This window comes from Collinsella sp. CLA-ER-H5 (genome assembly GCF_040092375.1).
Taxonomy (GTDB): domain Bacteria; phylum Actinomycetota; class Coriobacteriia; order Coriobacteriales; family Coriobacteriaceae; genus Collinsella.
The window spans coordinates 17,474-33,879 of sequence record NZ_JBBNLR010000001.1; the positions used below are offsets into that span (position 1 = coordinate 17,474).

The following is a 16,406-nucleotide window of genomic DNA, read 5'->3' on the forward strand; positions in this document are numbered from 1 at the left end:
TATTTCAAGTAAGAATCAGGAGATAGTGAAAATGGTACCGATTTTGACCAAAGAACAAAGGCAAGAGAACCTTGCTAAAGGAATGCAGATAAGGCATCAGCGAGCTGAGTATCGCGAGCAGTTGAAGAAGGGCGCTTTGCCGCTTGAGAAGTTCTTTGAGCTTGCGGATGAAGGAGATCAGGCGGCATCGGGTATGCGTGTCAAGGCGATGATTGCAGCTCTGCCTGGATATGCCGAGACCCGCGCCGAACAGCTCATGAAGAAGCTGCATATCGCGAGCAGTCGCAAAGTAAAGGGCTTGGGCAGGAACCAGCGGGCAAACCTGCTGTCTACGCTGGTGAGGTGGTAGGCATGCGCAAGCGAGATGATTACCGTGTTACGGTTAAGAGCGTCACTCTGCTCATTACGATAGCAGTCTGCCTGCTCATTGTCGGCCTGTTGTTCCTGTCGTTTTGCATAGTGGAAGTGCTCGTGTTGCTCTTCACTGGCGGTGCGTTCTCGCTGGTGTTCCCTGCAATCGCTACCGCTGTTGCAGTGCTTGCAATCATGGCGCTTGCCCTGGTGGCTGGTGGTGCCGAATGAGCGCCGAGAGCCTTAACACCTGCACGCTGAGCGGGAACATCGGCAACGATGCCGAGGTGAGGTACACGGCTGGCGGCATGGCGATCACGTCATTCTCTCTGGCGGTCAACCATAGGCGCAAGCAGCAAGACGGCAGCTATGCGGACGAGACCAGCTGGGTCGATTGCACGATATTTGGCAAGCGCGGCGAATCGCTGCAAGCTAATGGCTACCTGCAAAAAGGCGCAAAGCTTGCCGTCGTAGGACACCTGCGCATGAGCACGTGGGAAGCAGACGGCCAACGCCGCCGCAAGCTAGAGGTCATCGTTGACAACGTTATCGGCATGACCAACTACAGGCAGCCGCAACAGCCGCAGGCTCAGCAGCCGTACCAGGCTCAACCGCAGCAGGCATACGTGCCTGACGTTTACAACGAAGACATTCCGTTTTAAGGGGCAGATATGCAAGGACGAAAACTAAACGTGAAGCTGCTCGACGGCGCAGAGCTGCCGCGTTACGCACACGATGGAGATGCGGGCTTCGACTTGTGCATCACCGAGGATTGCAGGCTTGAGCCGAACGCCCGCGCAATCGTCGGGCTCGGATGCGCTTTCGAGATTCCGAGTGGGTGCGTTGGGCTGCTGTTCCCTCGCTCTGGTCTTTCGAGCCTTTACGGCGTCACGCTCAGCCACAGCGTCGGGGTCATCGACAGCGGCTTTCGCGGCGAGGTGTGCGCACCTCTCGTGAACCTCAGCTGCGACACGGTGTATCTGCCGAAGGGTTCGCGGGTATGCCAGATGGTCGTTGCGCCGTTTGTGCCGTGCGACCTGGTGGAAGTCGATAAGCTGAGCGGCACCGAGCGTGGCGAAGACGGCTTCGGCTCTACCGGTATTGAGTAGATGATGTGTCGTGGATGCCAAGGAATACTTTGAGGGCATACGCGACGAGGTGGCGAGCCTTGAGAAGTCAAGAGAAATGCTTGCACGTCTCAAGGCTCGTGAAGGGGCAAAGGCTCAGAGTTATACGGCTGGCGGTGGTGGCGGTTCGTGTGACCCTATGGATGCGATCAACGGGCGCATCGACTTTGAGCAACGCTTGAAGCAGCGCATCGTTGAAAGCAATGCCGTCGTTGATGAAGCCTGCGCCGTGCTGTATGGCAACGACAATCACGGCGGCTTGGCAAAACTCAAGGGCAACCGCTACGCAGATGCGGTATGTATGGGCTACTGCCAGGCGATGCCATGGGCTGACGTTGCTGCTGTTATGCAGTGTTCGCCCAAGTGGTGCCGCGAATTGTGCAATGCCGCGTTCAGGTATATCGATGCCGTTGGCGTGGCGTGGCTAAAGGAAAATTAAAAACAGTACTTCCCTTCACTTCCCGCTTTATGCTAAAGTTCGCTACGGTGGATTAGGTAAACGAAAGGGACACGGGCTTCGGCTCGCGTCCCTTTTTTGTTGGGAAGGTACGGCGATGGCTAAGGGCTTCTCATACCGCTTCTATCACTCGACCGACTGGGAACAGGCTCGCGAGCAGGCATTGCAACGCGATTGCTACCTTTGCCAGCATTGCTTGGCTCAAGGAGTAGAGACACCAGCGGTCATGGTTCATCACATCGTGGAGCTGACTCCAGCGAACGTCAACGATCCGAACATCAACACAAACCTCGACAACCTAGTGAGCCTGTGCGACCTGTGCCACAAGAAGGTGCACGGCTGGGTAAGGCAGGGCAGCACTAGGCAAGGCTTGGCGTTCGACGAGGACGGCAACTTGGTTTCGTTGAATGATGAACACACAGACTGAGCACAATTCGCAGCTCACAAAACAGAGACAACAAAACAGCAGGTCAGAGCGACGCAGCATCCCCCCGTTCGAAAACCAAGGCTACCAGCCTAGGGCACCAACGCCGGGAGATAGATTTATGCGCGCAGAGGTTTTCAGAACGGGGGTGGTCTTGTGGCAAAGCGAAAAGTATGCGAAAGTACCGAGATTTCGCCGAAAGTCGCGAAGAGTCCCCCGAAGCGGAACGGGCAATCGGTGCAATCGCTCTATCAAAACGAGTTGAAACGCTTGCAGCGCTTGACCAAGGACGTCATTCCAGACGATAAGCGCACAGCCATCATGCCGCTCATGTCGAACATTGCGTTTCTGAAAGTGAAACTCGACCAAGCTCGCGTGGAGCTGATGGGCGAAAGCATCTTCACCGAGTACGACAACGGCGGCGGTCAATCGGGCTTGCGCGAGCATCCAGGCTTTTCCGCGTACAACAAGCTGTTCACAACGTTCTCGCGCGGTATCAAGCAGATCACCGATATGATGCCGAGCGGCAGCACTTCAGCCGATGCGCTCATGGACTACCTGAACGAGACGAGGTTCGGTGGCTAGGAAGAAGGCCGCTGGCTCGTGCGAAAAGGCGATACGCGAGTACTTCGGCGGCGTCCTCGACGGCACGATAACCGCGTGCGCGAAGATACAGCAGGTCGCGGCCATCGTCCTTCGAGACTTGGACAACGACGACCCGCTGTATCCATACCACTATCGCGAGGAATACGCGCAGAAACACGTGAGCTTCATCGAGCGCTTCTGCCGACTTCCATCTGGCAAGCTCGGCCAGCCGTTCGAGCTTGAGCTTTTTCAGCGAGCCATCCTATCCGTCGTTTTCGGCTTCGTGGACGTTGAGGGAAAACGGCAGTATCGCGAAGTGCTCTGGATTATGGGGCGCAAGAACGGCAAGACCGCGCTTGCTTCCGCCATAGAGCTTGACTTGCTTATCAACGACGATGAGGGTGCGCCCGAGGTCTACAACGTCGCCACGGCTCACGACCAGGCGGCGAAGGGCTTCAACAACGCCTGGCGCATGGTTCTCACGTCGCCCGCTCTTGGGCGGCACGTTCGCAAGCGCGTGAGTGACCTCTACTGCGACCTCAACATGGGTTCAATCAAGGCGCTTTCCGCCAACACGAACCACCTCGACGGCCTTGACATCTCAGGTGCCATCGTCGACGAGCTCGCGGCAATGAAGAACCGTGATCTGTACGACCTAACCATTCAGGGCACGTCCGCTCGCCGCCAACCGTTGGTTCTGGAAATCACGACCAACGGTTTCGTTCGGAACGGCATCTTCGACGCCCAATACGAATACGCAACCAAATGGCTCGACGGTCAGGCGACAGGCGAGAAGGCTGAGCGCTTCATAGCGTTCATCTTCGAGCTTGATGAGCGCGATGAGTGGCAAGAGGAATCGGCGTGGATTAAGGCGAACCCTGGCCTTGGCACCATCAAAAGCCTTGAGGGCTTGCGCCAAAACGTCTCAAAGGCCAAAGATGACCCGACATTTCTGCCGACACTTCTGGTCAAGGACTTCAACCTCATCGAAAACCAGAGCCAAGCGTGGCTTACGTGGGCTGAGATTCATAACGATGACGCTTTCGACCCGTCCGACGGGTCTTTTTCTTATGCGGTGCTCGGCGTTGATGCGTCAGACACCACCGACCTCACCGCCGCATGCTTGCTGATGATGCGCCCGAACGACGAGCGCATATATGCGATGCACATGGCGTGGATTCCGCTTCGCGCCTTGGAGCAGGCGGAAACGGAAGGACGGCGCGGCGGTCGCGACGGCGTGCCTTACGACGCGTGGATCGCGCGCGGGCTTCTGCGAACGTCTCCGACGCCAATCATCGACAAGCGGCTTGTGCTCGATTGGGTGGACGAGGTGCGCGAGAAATACGGCATCTATGCCGTTGCGTGCGGCTACGACCCGTGGCACATGCGCGACGTGCCGACGGTGGAAGCCTACGAAGGTTATTTCGGAGCCGATAACTTCAAGAAGGTCATCCAAGGCGCTCAAACGCTCTCGATGCCGATGAAGGAACTACGCGCCCTGTACAAGGAGAACCGCGTAGTTGACAACAGCAACCCGATTGCCGAGTGGTGCCGCTCGAACGTTGCGGTGCGCAGCGACGCGAACGGAAACATCGCGCCCGACAAAAAGAACCAAGACCCGCGCAACCGCATCGACGCCTGGGCGGCGGAATGCGATGCATTCGTGGTCTTAAAAGACATGATGGACGATTTCAGAAGCATGATTGGAGGTTAAACGTGGCTAAACGAACGTCAATGTTCCGCTCAATGTTCGATGCCGTATTCCACAAGCCGATCATGCAGGCCGTGGACGGTTACTTCCAGACGTTCACGGCGTACGCGCCGCGCTTTACAACGTGGAGTGGCGGTATCTACGAAGCGGAGCTGACGCGAAGCATCATCGAGCGAAACGCCGACCACGCGAGCAAGCTGAAACCCGAGGTTTCGGGAACCGCGCAGCGGTTGGCAACGCGCTCGCTCGAATGGCAGCCGAACCCGTGGATGACAACGCCGCAGTTCCTGCACCGCATCTCGACGATGCTGGACGTGTGCGACACGTGCCTTATCGTTCCCATCCTCGACGGGAACGCCGAGACCATCACGGGCTACTATCCTGTCCTTCCGGGACAGTGCGAAGCCTACGACGTCGGCGGCACGCTGTGGCTCAAGCTGTCTTTCCCTGGCGGTGACGCCACCATGCTCGAATGGTCGCGCGTCGGCGTGTTGACGCGTCACCAATTCAGAAGCGATTTGTTCGGCGACGGGACGAACGTGCTCAATCCGACGCTAGAGCTGATGCACGCGCAGAACGAAGCTGAGAAGACGGCCATCGAGCAAGGTGCGGCCATTCGCTTCATAGGCAAGATGTCGCAGAACCGCAATCCCGAAGACTTGGAGAAGGCCCGAAAGGAATTCAACAAGCAGCTCGGTTCGGCGAACGCTGGCGGTATAGCTGTCTATGACAACAAATACAACGACGTCAAGCAGATAACGCCGCAGAGCTACACGGTGGACGCCGCCCAGATGGAACGCATCGAGAAGGCTGCATATCGGTTCTTCGGCTCGTGCGAAGACATCGTTATGAACAAGGCCGACGAGGAAACATACAACTCGTTCTATGAGGGGCGCACAGAGGTTTTCGCGGTGCAGCTTGGATACGTGCTCACGTGCATGACCTTCACGCCGAACGAGATCGCGTACGGCAACAGCATCATGTTCAGCGCGAACCGCCTTGAGTTCGCTAGTAATCAAACAAAGCTCAACGTCGTCACATCGCTCTACGACCGAGGAATCATGACGGGCAACCAGGGCGCTGACGTGTTCCAGCTTCCGCATTACGAGGGCGGCGACCGCCACGTAATCCGCGGTGAGTACATTGACCTGGACTTGATAAGCGAGCACACATCCGAGCAAGCCGCCAAGGCGGCTGAGGTAAACGCAAACGTCGCGGCAATCGACGGTAAGAAGAAGGACGGTAACGACGATGCCAGCCAAGCCGAATGAGCGTCAATACAGAACAATGTCGATGGTGCTGCGAAGCCTGCCCGATGGCGGCAAGCGCGAGAAGCGCATCGAATCTGACTACTACGTCGAGGGATACGCTTCGACGTTCAATGACCCATACGTCCTTTGGCAAGACCCTTGGGACGGCACCGAGTACCGCGAGGTCATCAGCCCAGACGCATTCGTTGATACCGACATGAGCGACATCATCATGCAGTTCGACCATGTGGGTGACGTTTTGGCGCGCCAGTCGAACGGCACGCTCATCGTCGAACCCGACGAGCACGGGCTTTTCATGGCCGCCGACCTCTCGAAATCAGAAGCCGCCCGAAACCGATTCGAGGAAATCGACAACGGCCTTGTTACGCGCATGTCGTGGGCGTTCACCATCGGCGCGTCCGAGTACGACCGAGACACGCACACCACGACAATCACGCGCGTCAAGAAGATTTATGACGTGTCCGCAGTCAGCCTTCCTGCTGACCCGAACACCGAAATAAGTGCAAGAAACCTTCTCAACGGAGTGATTGAGGAGTCGCACGTGGAGCACGTGCGCCGCAAGAACGCGCTCGTAAAGGCGCGTGCAGTAATGGCAATCGCCACCAATTAGAAGGGAAACAAAAATGAACCTTGAAGACCTGCTGAAAGAGCTCCAGGCGCTCATCGACAAGTATTCCGCCGACGACGCCGAGCCGACCGATGAGGACGCCGCCCGCATGGCCGAGTTGACGAAGAACATCAACGAGATTCGCGCACAGCAGACTGCGACCGCGCAGACCCGCGCCGCGACCGTCGCAGACGCCCGCGCAGCCATCGAGAACGGCACCGCCCGTCGCGTGGATGCCGTTCCGCTGGCGCGTTCCGCCAATGTCGTCGGCGTTGGCAATGCCTACGACGTGACCGACTACGACGCAGCCGAGCAGCGCGCGTGGGTGAAGGGCGTCGCTGAGCGCGCTGGCGTCCAGCTGGTAGAGGGCTACGCACTGACCGACGCGGAGCGCGCCGCGCAGAACCACGCCATGGAGCAGCGCGCCGCATTCAACCACACGACGAGCAATACCGATTCCGTCATTCCCGTCGAGCTTCAAAACGAGATTATCTCGCTCATCGACAACACCGCCGTTCTGTGGGGCGATATGCCGAAGCAGAACTTCCCCCATCAGTTCGAGATTATCCGCCACAAGTCCATTGATGCTGGCGACGCCGCGCAGACCGACGAGGGCGCGGCACCGACCGACGATGAGAAGAACACGTTCGACACGCTCAAGTTCGAGGGCGTCGAGATTAAGAAGAGCCTGAAGATGAGCCGCCGTATGGCCGTTCAATCCGTCGCATCCTTCCAGTCTTATCTCGTAAGTGAGATCGCCGCACGACTGTCCGTTGGATGCAACGCTCATGCCCATGCGCGCCTGGCCGACGAGTCCTACGGCATGGAAAAGACGAACAAGATTCAGACTTCCACGGCCAATGCGCTCAAGAAAGCCGACCTCGCTGGCCTGCTCTCCAAGCTCTACACCTACGGCCTCTCCACGCCCAAGGGTGCCATTATCTACGCGAACAACAACGTCATTTGGAACTACATCGCCATGCTCGAGGACGCTAACGGGCGCTCGTATTTCGTCGATGAGAAGAATGCCGACCCGTCCGTCGAAGGCCACATCTTCGGCAAGCTTGTCAAGCGCGACGATTCCATCGCCGACGGTGTGATCATCGCCGGCTATCCCGACCTGTTCAAGGGCAACGTGTTCGACGGCCCCGACGTGATGCCCTATATCGCGTCCGACGGAACTCAGAACCGCTGCTTTGACGGTTACGAGTTGATCGATTGCGGCCTTGCCGTGCCCAAGTCGTTCGCCCAGCTGACTGTAAAGACTGCATAAGGAGGTCTCGTGCCATGGCAGACAAGAAGAAGCAGAAGCAATGCATTCTCGATGCCTGCCGCGCCGCCCTGCGCATTCCCGCTTTCTGCAACGACTTCGATGAAGAGATTGCAGACGTCATCGACGCCGCCCGCTCCGAGCTGGTAGCGGGCGGCGTCCTTCCCGAGAAGGCCAACGACGACTCCGATGGCCGCATTCGCCTTGCCATCAAGGTATACGTCAAGGCCAATTTCGGCATGGACAACCCAGATGCAGACCGTTTCACGAAGTCGTTCGAATGCATGCTCACTTCCATGAGCGGTGATTCGGCCTACAGGACGGAGCCAGCCGATGAGTAACTGGAACGGCGTATGCACGCTCATCGCGACCGAGACCGAGCGCGATGACAAGGGCGTGCCGCACAAGAAGGAACGCCGCCGCCGCGTTCCGTGCAACGTGTACTCGATGAGCGCGGCTGCGTACTATGCGGCGGCTCAGGCTGGCGTTAAACCGCAGGCTATTATCGGTATCCGCGCCTGTGCGTATTCTGGAGAGGTTCTTGTGGAGCTAGGCGGCACCACGTACTCGGTTGACAACAAGCAAATGAGTGGTGCCGACAACGTGCGCCTAACGCTTGTTGAGAAAGCGGGCAACAGATGAGCAGCATCAATATCGATGACTTGGCGACGATCATCGTGAACGACATGCAAGAGGTCATCGACGATGACGCCGAAGCCCTTGAAGGCAACGCCCGCGCCGCTGGCCAGAAGGCCGTACGGTTGTTGCGCGAGCGAAGCCGAAAAAAGGAACATCACGGCGGCAGCTACGCCAAAGGATGGGCGGCGAGCGTCGAGACGGACGAGACTGGCACGAGCTGCACCGTCCACAACAAGCAATATCAGCTCACGCATCTGCTCGAAAAGGGCCATGCGATCGCCAACCAGAGCGGGCGTTACCCTGGGCACGTCGCTGGCGACCACGTAATCGAGGGCGTGTACAACGAGGTTGCCGCCGAGTTCGCGAAAGGCGGCGAGTGATGAAAACGCTTGACGAGCTAGTGGCGTTGCTCAAGTCGTTTGGCTTGCCGTTCAGCAACGGCGCGTTCCAGCCAGACGAGCGGCCCGCGCCGCCGTACATCGAGATTGAAGCTGGCTACGGAGAATCCGCGTACGCCGACAATGTGGCGTACCTGCGATGGATGCCGTACGACTGCGGCCTTTACTGCGCAGAACGCGACTACAAGCTTGAGCAGCGTGTCGAAACCGCGCTCGATGATGCTGGTTTCGCATACACGAAGACAATCACGCCCATCGACGGCGAAGGCGTCATCGAGACCGCCTACCAGATAAACGTATTCGAATAGAAAGGGGCACAACATGCCACGAAACGGATTCTTCGGCGTCAAGAACTCGCACATCGCCGTTCTTAAAGACGAAGATGCATTTACCTACGAAATTCCTGTCAAGATTCCCGGAACTGTTGAAATCAAGATGGAGCCTTCCGTCGAGACGAACACGAGCTACGCCGACAACGAGCCGTGGATTGACAAAACTCAGGACAACGGCGGCTCCGGAACGATCTCGTTCTACGACACGGAGAGCACGCCAGAGCTGCGCAAGCTGTTCGCCGAGCTTGTGGGATTCGATGTTGACGCAAAGGGCCGCGTTCTTGGCACGTCCGGAAAGACGCCGAAAAAGTTCGCTTTCATGTGCGAGCAGCCCGGACACGTCATCGACAAGCGCCGCTGCTTCCTCGCGTGTCAAATCAAGGCACCAAGCATGGATTCCAAGACGATCGAAGACAAACCAGATATCACTCAGCTCGACTACGATTTGACGTGGCGTCCTGTCACTTTGCCGAACGGCTGGCGCGGCAGCTGCTACGACAGCTATAGCGACCTTGCTGATTACGACAAGTTCTTCGAGAAGGTTGATATCCAGCTCACGCCCGCGTCTGAGGTTGCGTAATGGTGGCCGAGATTACCGTCGGCGGCGAGACGTACCCCGTCGAGTGCAACGCGTTCACGCCGATCGTGTTCTCTCGCGAGTTCAGCGTGGCCCGTGCCGACGGGAGCAAGAGACCGAAGGATATCAACGAAGACGTGTCCATGGTTCTTGAGGTTCAGGCTTGCTCAAGCGTCGCGCCAGTGGTTCCGCTGCTTGAGATTTTCTACGCGTGTGCGAAAACTGCCGACCGCAAGCTCAAGCCGTTCGACGAGTGGGTGAAGGGCTTTCCCGCCGACGCGTACGACCTGGAGCGTTCAGACGGTTGGGCTACCGACGTGATGGGCATCGTCCAGGAGAACTTTTTTCCGAACGCAGGAAAGAACGTGGAGCCCGCGACCGCCGAAGCATCCGATGCCGCCGCTGCCGACGGAGCTGCAAAGTAGCTGCGACGCGCTCTATATCTACGAGTGCCAGCAGGCGGGCTTGTCGATAAACGACCTGGAAAAGCTCAGCTATCGGCAGGTGCAGACGCTGCTTGACATACATTCGTTCGTCAACGATGCGATTGCCTACGCGCAAGACGACGAGGAATCTCGCAAGGGCGAAGCGGCCTTTTGGGCGTGATGCGAGCGCAAAGCGCCAGCGCATCTGAGAAGGTGCGCTGTTCTGTGCGCTCATATCTTTGAAATACGAATAGAGGTGAAGGCATGGCCGTAACGTACAAGGGCCTTACGATCAAGTTCGGCGGCGATACGACCGAGCTGCAAGGCGCGTTAAAGAAAGTGCAAAGCACGGCCAAGGACACGCAAGGCGCGCTCAAGGATATCAACCGCGCCCTCAAGCTCGACCCTGGCAACACCGAGCTTTTGACCGAGAAGGCAAAGCTCTTGAATCGCGCATACGACGAGACGAAGACGAAGCTCGACGCCTACAAGTCTGCGCTCGCGGGTCTTGAGGAAAAGCAGCGAAGCGGTGTTGCGCTCACGGAGCGCGAGCAGGCCCAGTATTCGAGCTTGAAGGCTCAGATAGCCATCTGCGAGAACCAGCTTGAGAGCTATGCCGACGACTTAAAAAGCGTGAGCCGTGAAGCAGAAGCGTCCAAAACTGGGCTGTATCAATTCGGCCAAACCATCCAAGACAACAGCGACAAGCTTGCAAAGGCTGGCAAGGGCCTTGAGACAGCTGGCAAGACAATCACCGGAGCAGTCGGCGGCGCAGCAACGGCGCTCGTCGGCTTGGCTTCGAGCCAAGAAGAGAATATCGAGCAGACCCACCAGCTGGACGCCGCATGGAAGGATGCTGGAGGAACGAGCGAGCAGGCGCGGAACTCGTATACGCTCTTTTACAAGTTGCTCGGCGAAGAGGACACCGCCACCGAAGCCGCGCAAAATCTGTCCCGCCTGACAACGAACCAGCAGGAACTTGATCAATGGACGAACATCGCCGCTGGTTCTTTTTCCAAGTTCGGCGATGCGCTGCCGCTAGAAAACCTCGTCGAAGCTTCGCAGGAGACGGCTCACACGGGCACCGTAACGGGCGGTTTGGCAGATGCGCTCAACTGGGCTACCGCGAGCAACGAGCAATGGAGCGCCGCGCTTTCTGGAAATCAGGCCGCACAGCAGGCTTTCAACGATCAGATAGACCAGGGTGCGACAAAAGAAGATGCCTTCAATGCCGCGCTTGCCGCATGTGGTAGTGAGCAGGAACGCTCGACGCTCATCACGCAGACGCTCGACGGTCTGTACGGCGACATCGGGCAGACGTATCAGGAAACGAACAAGACCATGCTCGACACGCGCGAGCAGCAAGCTCAGCTCAACCAGAAGATGGCGGAAGCTGGCGAAGCGGCGATGCCGCTTAAAGAGAAGGTCTTGGAACTTGGCACCACGCTGCTCGAAAAGGTGACGCCTGCGCTTGAGGGGGTCTCAAACTGGTATCAGCAGCTATCGCCAGAGCAGCAGGACTTGGTTACGAACATCGGACTTGGGACGCTCGCGTTTGGCGGACTCGCGACTGGCGCAGGCAAGGTTCTCCAAACGGGCACCGAGATCGGCGGCGCGATAAAGGGAGTCTCCGAGACGTTCGGCGGGCTCAAGGGCGCTATCGGTGCCGTCGGCGGCGGCTGGACTTCGTTCACGGGGCTCATCGCCGCGAACCCGATTCTGCTTGGCGTCGCGGCAGTGGCCGCCGCTGTTGCTGGTCTTACGTGGTTCTTCACGCAGACCGAGACAGGCAAGCAGCTGTGGTCTGGCTTCACGGGATGGATATCAGAAAAATGGCAAGGCGTGCAAAACTTCTTTGCTGGTGTTCCCGTATTCTGGCAGGGAATATGGGACGGCATAACGGGCAAATGCGAAGAGGCGAAGAACAGCCTAGCAGACAAGTTCAATGGCATTCAGCAGAGCGCATCTAACGCTTGGGAAGGCTTGAAGACCTCGGCGAGCGACACGTGGAGCAACCTGCAAACCGCAGCAGTGGAAAAATTCGGTGCTATTAGAGATTCTATCCAGAACGACATGCAGACGGCCCAGATCGTCGGCAGCTCTGCGGCTGGGGCCTTGCAATCTGTGCTCAACGGCGATTGGGAGCAAGCGCGAAACCAGGCGAGCAACGCCTTTGACGGCATCAAAGACAACATATCGACCAAACTGCAAAACGCTCAGAACAACGCTATCAACGCGGGCAACGCAATCGGAGAGAAATTGGGCTTTCCTGGTCTTGGCTCAACGGTTGCTAATAAGTTCAACGAAATCGAGAACAACATTACCAGCCCTATTAACGATGCGTGGAACGCGATTAGCGGAATCCCTGGGCGCATTTCGTCTGCATTCGGCAGCATCCGAATCAGCTTGCCGCACATCAACCTGCCGCATTTCAACGTTTCTTGGCGCGACGTCGGCGGCGTCGTGAAGCTGCCGAGCGTGAGCGTCGATTGGTACGCAAAAGGCGGCTACTTCGACCGACCCAGCATCATCGGCGTCGGCGAAGCAGGCGGCGAGCATGTCACGCCAGATAAGAAATTGCGCTCCAGCGTCGAGGATGCGGTTTCACGCGCGTTCGACCGCGTGGGCGCAGGGGCTTCCCGCGCCGTCGAAATCGCCGTGACAGTGAACGCGAGCGTGTCCGACAAGATGGACGCCTACGCCACAGGTCAGCAAATAGGCGCTGGCATCGCAAGCCGCCTTAAGCAGAAGGGAGTGACCGTTGGAGCGTAACCGCAAGCGCAACCAGACCGACAGCATCGTGTTCAACGGCCATGACCTTTCGAGCCTGGTTTACTGTAAAATTCGCCGCCCTGTCATGGCGAGCGTCGATGCGACGTTCGAAGATGTGCCGGGGCGGCACGGCGAGGTTTTCAAAACGGTCAAGCGCGATGGCTACGACCTCTCGGTCGATATGTGGCTGCGCACAGAGCATCGCCGCGACGTAGCGGAAGCCCGCCACAAACTTGCGGCAAGGCTCTGGACTGACGAGCCCGCGCCGCTGTTTCTGCCAGACGATCCGACGCGACACCTTATGGCTATCGTCAGCGGAAGCACCGACCTAGATGAGATAACCGACGATTGCCCGAGCTGCACGGTGACGTTCCACATCGGCGACCCGGACTATCGCGGCCAAAGCCGACGCATCGAAGTGAGCGGTTCAGCGGCGTTCGCCGTCGGCGGCACGCTGCCAGCACCGATGAGAGTGACGGCGAAGCCTGGTGCTTGCAGCTCTTGGCGTATCACCAACACCGATACGGGCGAGTTCGTTGAGGTGGTTCAGGCATTGACGGCTGACAGCATTGTTCGGCTCGATTTCGCAACGGAGCAAGCCACGGTGAACGGCTCGGTCGCGGCACTCAACATCATGAGCGATTTCTTCGAGATAAATGGCCGCGCTCACTTGAAGATTACAGGCGGCACAGCAACTATCGAATGGGAGGAACGATGGCTTTAATCTCGCGCATCGGCTTTACCCTGTTCGACCGCTGGGGTGAGAACATGGGGCGCTTGGCTTACACTGCCGCAACACACACCGAAGCGCTCGACGGAACCGATGAGCTTAAGATCACGTGCGGTCGCGAGCTTTCCAAGGGCCAGCGTGTCGTTTGGGTAGACCGTCAAGGCAATGCGCACGAGCATCTTGTCGATGAGGTCTCTCAGGTTCACAACGAAAGCGGCAAGACCTACTGCGAAGCCGTCTGCATAAACTCCATCGCCGAGTTGCTCGATGACTATATAGAAGATAAGCGGCCTAGCGGCGGCGTGGCCGAAGCGCTCACGTCCATCTTGGGCGGCACGCGCTGGGAAGTCGGAACATGCGACCTCAAGGCCAGTGCATCGCATACGTTCTACCATACGAGCGTACGGGCGGCGTTGACCGACCTCATCGCGACATGGGGCGGCGAGCTTGAGACGCGCATCGAGACCGACGGCGTTAAGGTCACGCATCGCTACATCGGCGTGCGGGCTTCGCGTGGCGACCAAGGCAGCCCTAAACGCTTCACGTGGACTAAGGACATCGTTGACATAAAGCGCACCGTCGGCAGTGCTAACCCAAAGACACGCGTCTACGGCTACGGCAAGGGTGTTGAAACCGACGCAGGCGGCTACGGTCGCCGCCTGACGTTCGGCGACATCAACGGCGGCAAGGACTATATAGAGGATGCAGAAGCCACCAAGGTTTGGGGTCATCCTGATGGAAGCGGCGGAATCTTGCCGGCCGTTGATACGTACGTCAACGAGCAATGCGAGGACGCCGCTCAGCTTTTGAAGGAGACGCAAGATTACCTCGAAACCGTAAAGGAACCTACGGTTTCGTATGAAGCCAACGTGCTCGATCTGCACGCCTACGGTCGCTCATGGGAAGGTGTGACGCTCGGCGATTGCGTTGCAATCATCGACAAACAGTTCGCCGAGAGCGGGATACGCCTTAAGGGGCGCGTCTCGCAGATTGAGCGCGATTTGGTGACCGCCGATACCACGGTGACATTCGGCAACCTGATCGATGCGCTCACCGACATGTGGGAGACGGTCGCGGATGCGCTGAAATCAGGCGCGGCTTCTCGGGCGAACTTTGATGCCGTGGCGAATCCCTCCGTCGGCTGGTTGCAGCTTTTACAATCAGCCCTCAACAAGCAATTCAACGCCGCGGGCACGTACAAAGTCGAATCTTTCGAGCTTGGACAGATTTTCAGCAATGTTGCGCTGAACCCCGAGACGGGCACGCCAGTCAAAACGACGTCCAACATGTGGGCGGTTAACATCAACGGCATGGGTATCCGCCTGGCATCTTCGCTCACCGCCAACGGCGAGTGGGCTTGGACAACGTTCATCACGGGCCAAAGCGTCAACGCCGACTGCATCAACGTCGGAACCATGCACGCCGACCGCGTTCGCGCTGGCTTGCTCACCGACGAGAAGGGAAAGAACTTTTGGAACTTCGACACGGGCGAGTTTCAGCTTTCGCCAGGTGACGTGAACTATGGCGATAACGGTTGGACGCTCGAAGGCGTTGTGAACGACCTCGACAATAGGGCGAGCAACAACGCAAGCGACATCAAAAGCCTTGGCACCGCCACAGGCGATGCGCTCAAGGAGTTGACCGACAACCTTGGCGAGACCGACAAGTCGCTATCGGAGCTAAAGACATCGATCAACAACCTCGACGGAACCGTCAACAACCTCGCGAGCGACGGCGTGGTGACTGAAGCCGAGAAAGCCGCCGTCAACAAGATTCTGCAAACGATCGAGAAGGAGCAATCCGACCTTTCGAGCGAGTACAGCATTCTAACCACGAGCACTTCGCTCAACGAGCAATTCAAACTGAACGTTTTGGTGCCGAAATACGATGCCGCATTTGGAGAGAATCAGGCGTACGACAACCTGAAAGATTGCATTGACATTGTGCTCGCCTGCAAAACTGCGGATGAGCTCAAGACTGCGATGGTCGATTATAAGAGCGCCTACAGCACCTATGCGAGCGCGATCAACGCGTATCACTCGGCGGCGTACTACGCGAAGAGCATCATCGAGCAATCGAAGGCCAAAGCGACGGCGCAGGGGCTTTTGAGCGACTACGACGATGCGTGGACGCAGAACAAGGTGTTCAACCTCCTGACGAACAACGGCAAGACGCAGGGCGTTTTCATGAAGAACGGCCTTGTGTACATCAACGCGTCGTATATGTCTGCTGGAATCATCGCCGATGCAACTATGCGGAACAGCTGGAACCTAAAAACCGGCGCGTTCTCGACGAACTACATGACAGCGAACAACATCACGGCGAATGGCACTTTTCGCTGTGGATATAGCAACTATTACACGATGTTGAATTCCGTTGGGCAGATGAACGGATACAGGACCGACAACAACAAGACGAGAAGCGTTGGATATATCGACTATTCGAGCTCTGCCAGGAACACATCAACGGGAGAGCTGATGTACGGCCTTCAACTGCAAGCCGAAGGCATCGTGCGCATATCGTCTCCGAGAATATCGACGGCTTCAAGCTCTAACACGAGCGTAACGACAACTCAGGGATGGACTGGAAACATCAACCAACCGCTCATCTCCGAGCTCCACGATGCAGGCAACGGAACGGTTGGATGGCACTACGGAACGATGCAGTTGAGATACATCAACGGCATCCTCGTTGGCTACAGCACCGTCGGAACCGGATAGAAAGGAATGC

The 16,406-nt window shown here is 57.7% G+C and carries 21 protein-coding genes; all 21 read left to right on the forward strand.

The annotated features are described in order from the left end of the window. Positions 1-31 precede the first annotated feature (31 nt). The 21 genes from mihF (at position 32) to AAAX31_RS00225 (ending at position 16,396) form a co-directional block, all read left to right on the forward strand. Positions 32-349: an integration host factor, actinobacterial type gene (mihF, locus tag AAAX31_RS00125; protein ID WP_303251646.1), complete on the forward strand. Its 318-nt coding sequence runs from the start codon at positions 32-34 to the stop codon at positions 347-349. 2 nt (positions 350-351) lie between these two features. Further along, a complete protein-coding gene (locus AAAX31_RS00130; RefSeq protein ID WP_349075685.1) occupies positions 352-582 on the forward strand; it encodes a hypothetical protein in 231 nt (76 codons plus the stop codon). After that, positions 579-1,013: a single-stranded DNA-binding protein gene (locus AAAX31_RS00135; RefSeq protein ID WP_349075686.1), complete on the forward strand. Its 435-nt coding sequence runs from the start codon at positions 579-581 to the stop codon at positions 1,011-1,013. Before AAAX31_RS00130 ends, AAAX31_RS00135 begins: the two co-directional genes overlap by 4 nt. A 9-nt stretch (positions 1,014-1,022) precedes the next feature. Beyond that, positions 1,023-1,460, forward strand: a complete 438-nt coding sequence (gene dut / locus AAAX31_RS00140) for a dUTP diphosphatase (protein WP_349075689.1) — start codon at positions 1,023-1,025, stop codon at positions 1,458-1,460. Between the two features lie 10 nt (positions 1,461-1,470). Continuing rightward, entirely contained in the window at positions 1,471-1,917 is a 447-nt protein-coding gene (locus AAAX31_RS00145; RefSeq protein WP_349075690.1) for a hypothetical protein, read from the forward strand. 115 nt (positions 1,918-2,032) lie between these two features. Next, positions 2,033-2,362, forward strand: a complete 330-nt coding sequence (locus tag AAAX31_RS00150; protein WP_303251621.1) for an HNH endonuclease — start codon at positions 2,033-2,035, stop codon at positions 2,360-2,362. A 153-nt stretch (positions 2,363-2,515) separates the two neighbouring features. Beyond that, complete coding sequence (locus AAAX31_RS00155) at positions 2,516-2,944, forward strand: hypothetical protein (protein WP_349075693.1); 429 nt, start codon at positions 2,516-2,518, stop codon at positions 2,942-2,944. Then, a complete protein-coding gene (locus AAAX31_RS00160) occupies positions 2,937-4,658 on the forward strand; it encodes a terminase TerL endonuclease subunit (RefSeq protein ID WP_349075695.1) in 1,722 nt (573 codons plus the stop codon). The genes AAAX31_RS00155 and AAAX31_RS00160 overlap by 8 nt, the downstream gene beginning before the upstream one ends. Positions 4,659-4,660: 2 nt before the next feature. Then, positions 4,661-5,926: a phage portal protein gene (locus AAAX31_RS00165; protein ID WP_349075697.1), complete on the forward strand. Its 1,266-nt coding sequence runs from the start codon at positions 4,661-4,663 to the stop codon at positions 5,924-5,926. 22 nt (positions 5,927-5,948) lie between these two features. After that, the gene (locus tag AAAX31_RS00170) at positions 5,949-6,536 is read left to right on the forward strand and encodes an HK97 family phage prohead protease (protein ID WP_349075700.1); all 588 of its coding nucleotides are present in this window, start codon (positions 5,949-5,951) and stop codon (positions 6,534-6,536) included. Between the two features lie 13 nt (positions 6,537-6,549). Further along, positions 6,550-7,806, forward strand: a complete 1,257-nt coding sequence (locus AAAX31_RS00175) for a phage major capsid protein (RefSeq protein ID WP_349075702.1) — start codon at positions 6,550-6,552, stop codon at positions 7,804-7,806. Positions 7,807-7,820: 14 nt separating this feature from the next. Continuing rightward, positions 7,821-8,144: a hypothetical protein gene (locus AAAX31_RS00180; protein WP_349075704.1), complete on the forward strand. Its 324-nt coding sequence runs from the start codon at positions 7,821-7,823 to the stop codon at positions 8,142-8,144. After that, positions 8,137-8,445: a hypothetical protein gene (locus AAAX31_RS00185; protein ID WP_349075706.1), complete on the forward strand. Its 309-nt coding sequence runs from the start codon at positions 8,137-8,139 to the stop codon at positions 8,443-8,445. The genes AAAX31_RS00180 and AAAX31_RS00185 overlap by 8 nt, the downstream gene beginning before the upstream one ends. Further along, positions 8,442-8,822 carry a hypothetical protein gene (locus AAAX31_RS00190; RefSeq protein WP_349075708.1) on the forward strand — a complete coding sequence of 127 codons (381 nt, stop codon included), beginning with the start codon at positions 8,442-8,444 and terminating at the stop codon, positions 8,820-8,822. The genes AAAX31_RS00185 and AAAX31_RS00190 overlap by 4 nt, the downstream gene beginning before the upstream one ends. Continuing rightward, complete coding sequence (locus AAAX31_RS00195) at positions 8,822-9,148, forward strand: hypothetical protein (RefSeq protein WP_349075710.1); 327 nt, start codon at positions 8,822-8,824, stop codon at positions 9,146-9,148. The genes AAAX31_RS00190 and AAAX31_RS00195 overlap by 1 nt, the downstream gene beginning before the upstream one ends. Before the next feature lie 13 nt (positions 9,149-9,161). Beyond that, positions 9,162-9,752: a major tail protein gene (locus AAAX31_RS00200; RefSeq protein WP_349075711.1), complete on the forward strand. Its 591-nt coding sequence runs from the start codon at positions 9,162-9,164 to the stop codon at positions 9,750-9,752. Continuing rightward, positions 9,752-10,174: a hypothetical protein gene (locus tag AAAX31_RS00205; protein WP_349075713.1), complete on the forward strand. Its 423-nt coding sequence runs from the start codon at positions 9,752-9,754 to the stop codon at positions 10,172-10,174. The genes AAAX31_RS00200 and AAAX31_RS00205 overlap by 1 nt, the downstream gene beginning before the upstream one ends. Further along, positions 10,143-10,355, forward strand: a complete 213-nt coding sequence (locus AAAX31_RS00210) for a hypothetical protein (RefSeq protein ID WP_294379467.1) — start codon at positions 10,143-10,145, stop codon at positions 10,353-10,355. Before AAAX31_RS00205 ends, AAAX31_RS00210 begins: the two co-directional genes overlap by 32 nt. An 83-nt stretch (positions 10,356-10,438) precedes the next feature. Then, a complete protein-coding gene (locus AAAX31_RS00215; RefSeq protein ID WP_349075715.1) occupies positions 10,439-12,946 on the forward strand; it encodes a hypothetical protein in 2,508 nt (835 codons plus the stop codon). Continuing rightward, positions 12,936-13,670, forward strand: a complete 735-nt coding sequence (locus AAAX31_RS00220; RefSeq protein WP_349075716.1) for a distal tail protein Dit — start codon at positions 12,936-12,938, stop codon at positions 13,668-13,670. Before AAAX31_RS00215 ends, AAAX31_RS00220 begins: the two co-directional genes overlap by 11 nt. Further along, on the forward strand, positions 13,661-16,396 hold the full coding sequence (locus tag AAAX31_RS00225; RefSeq protein ID WP_349075719.1) for a phage tail spike protein: 2,736 nt from the start codon (positions 13,661-13,663) through the stop codon (positions 16,394-16,396). The genes AAAX31_RS00220 and AAAX31_RS00225 overlap by 10 nt, the downstream gene beginning before the upstream one ends. The last annotated feature ends 10 nt before the right edge of the window (positions 16,397-16,406 follow it).

Excerpts from the sequence above, each read along its gene's own strand:
- mihF (WP_303251646.1), top strand. The coding sequence starts at position 32 with ATGGTACCGATTTTGACCAAAGAACAAAGGCAAGAGAACCTTGCTAAA.
- AAAX31_RS00130 (WP_349075685.1), top strand. The coding sequence starts at position 352 with ATGCGCAAGCGAGATGATTACCGTGTTACGGTTAAGAGCGTCACTCTG.
- AAAX31_RS00135 (WP_349075686.1), top strand. The coding sequence starts at position 579 with ATGAGCGCCGAGAGCCTTAACACCTGCACGCTGAGCGGGAACATCGGC.
- dut (WP_349075689.1), top strand. The coding sequence starts at position 1,023 with ATGCAAGGACGAAAACTAAACGTGAAGCTGCTCGACGGCGCAGAGCTG.
- AAAX31_RS00150 (WP_303251621.1), top strand. The coding sequence starts at position 2,033 with ATGGCTAAGGGCTTCTCATACCGCTTCTATCACTCGACCGACTGGGAA.
- AAAX31_RS00170 (WP_349075700.1), top strand. The coding sequence starts at position 5,949 with ATGGTGCTGCGAAGCCTGCCCGATGGCGGCAAGCGCGAGAAGCGCATC.
- AAAX31_RS00175 (WP_349075702.1), top strand. The coding sequence starts at position 6,550 with ATGAACCTTGAAGACCTGCTGAAAGAGCTCCAGGCGCTCATCGACAAG.
- AAAX31_RS00180 (WP_349075704.1), top strand. The coding sequence starts at position 7,821 with ATGGCAGACAAGAAGAAGCAGAAGCAATGCATTCTCGATGCCTGCCGC.
- AAAX31_RS00185 (WP_349075706.1), top strand. The coding sequence starts at position 8,137 with ATGAGTAACTGGAACGGCGTATGCACGCTCATCGCGACCGAGACCGAG.
- AAAX31_RS00190 (WP_349075708.1), top strand. The coding sequence starts at position 8,442 with ATGAGCAGCATCAATATCGATGACTTGGCGACGATCATCGTGAACGAC.
- AAAX31_RS00195 (WP_349075710.1), top strand. The coding sequence starts at position 8,822 with ATGAAAACGCTTGACGAGCTAGTGGCGTTGCTCAAGTCGTTTGGCTTG.
- AAAX31_RS00200 (WP_349075711.1), top strand. The coding sequence starts at position 9,162 with ATGCCACGAAACGGATTCTTCGGCGTCAAGAACTCGCACATCGCCGTT.
- AAAX31_RS00205 (WP_349075713.1), top strand. The coding sequence starts at position 9,752 with ATGGTGGCCGAGATTACCGTCGGCGGCGAGACGTACCCCGTCGAGTGC.
- AAAX31_RS00210 (WP_294379467.1), top strand. The coding sequence starts at position 10,143 with ATGCCGCCGCTGCCGACGGAGCTGCAAAGTAGCTGCGACGCGCTCTAT.
- AAAX31_RS00215 (WP_349075715.1), top strand. The coding sequence starts at position 10,439 with ATGGCCGTAACGTACAAGGGCCTTACGATCAAGTTCGGCGGCGATACG.
- AAAX31_RS00225 (WP_349075719.1), top strand. The coding sequence starts at position 13,661 with ATGGCTTTAATCTCGCGCATCGGCTTTACCCTGTTCGACCGCTGGGGT.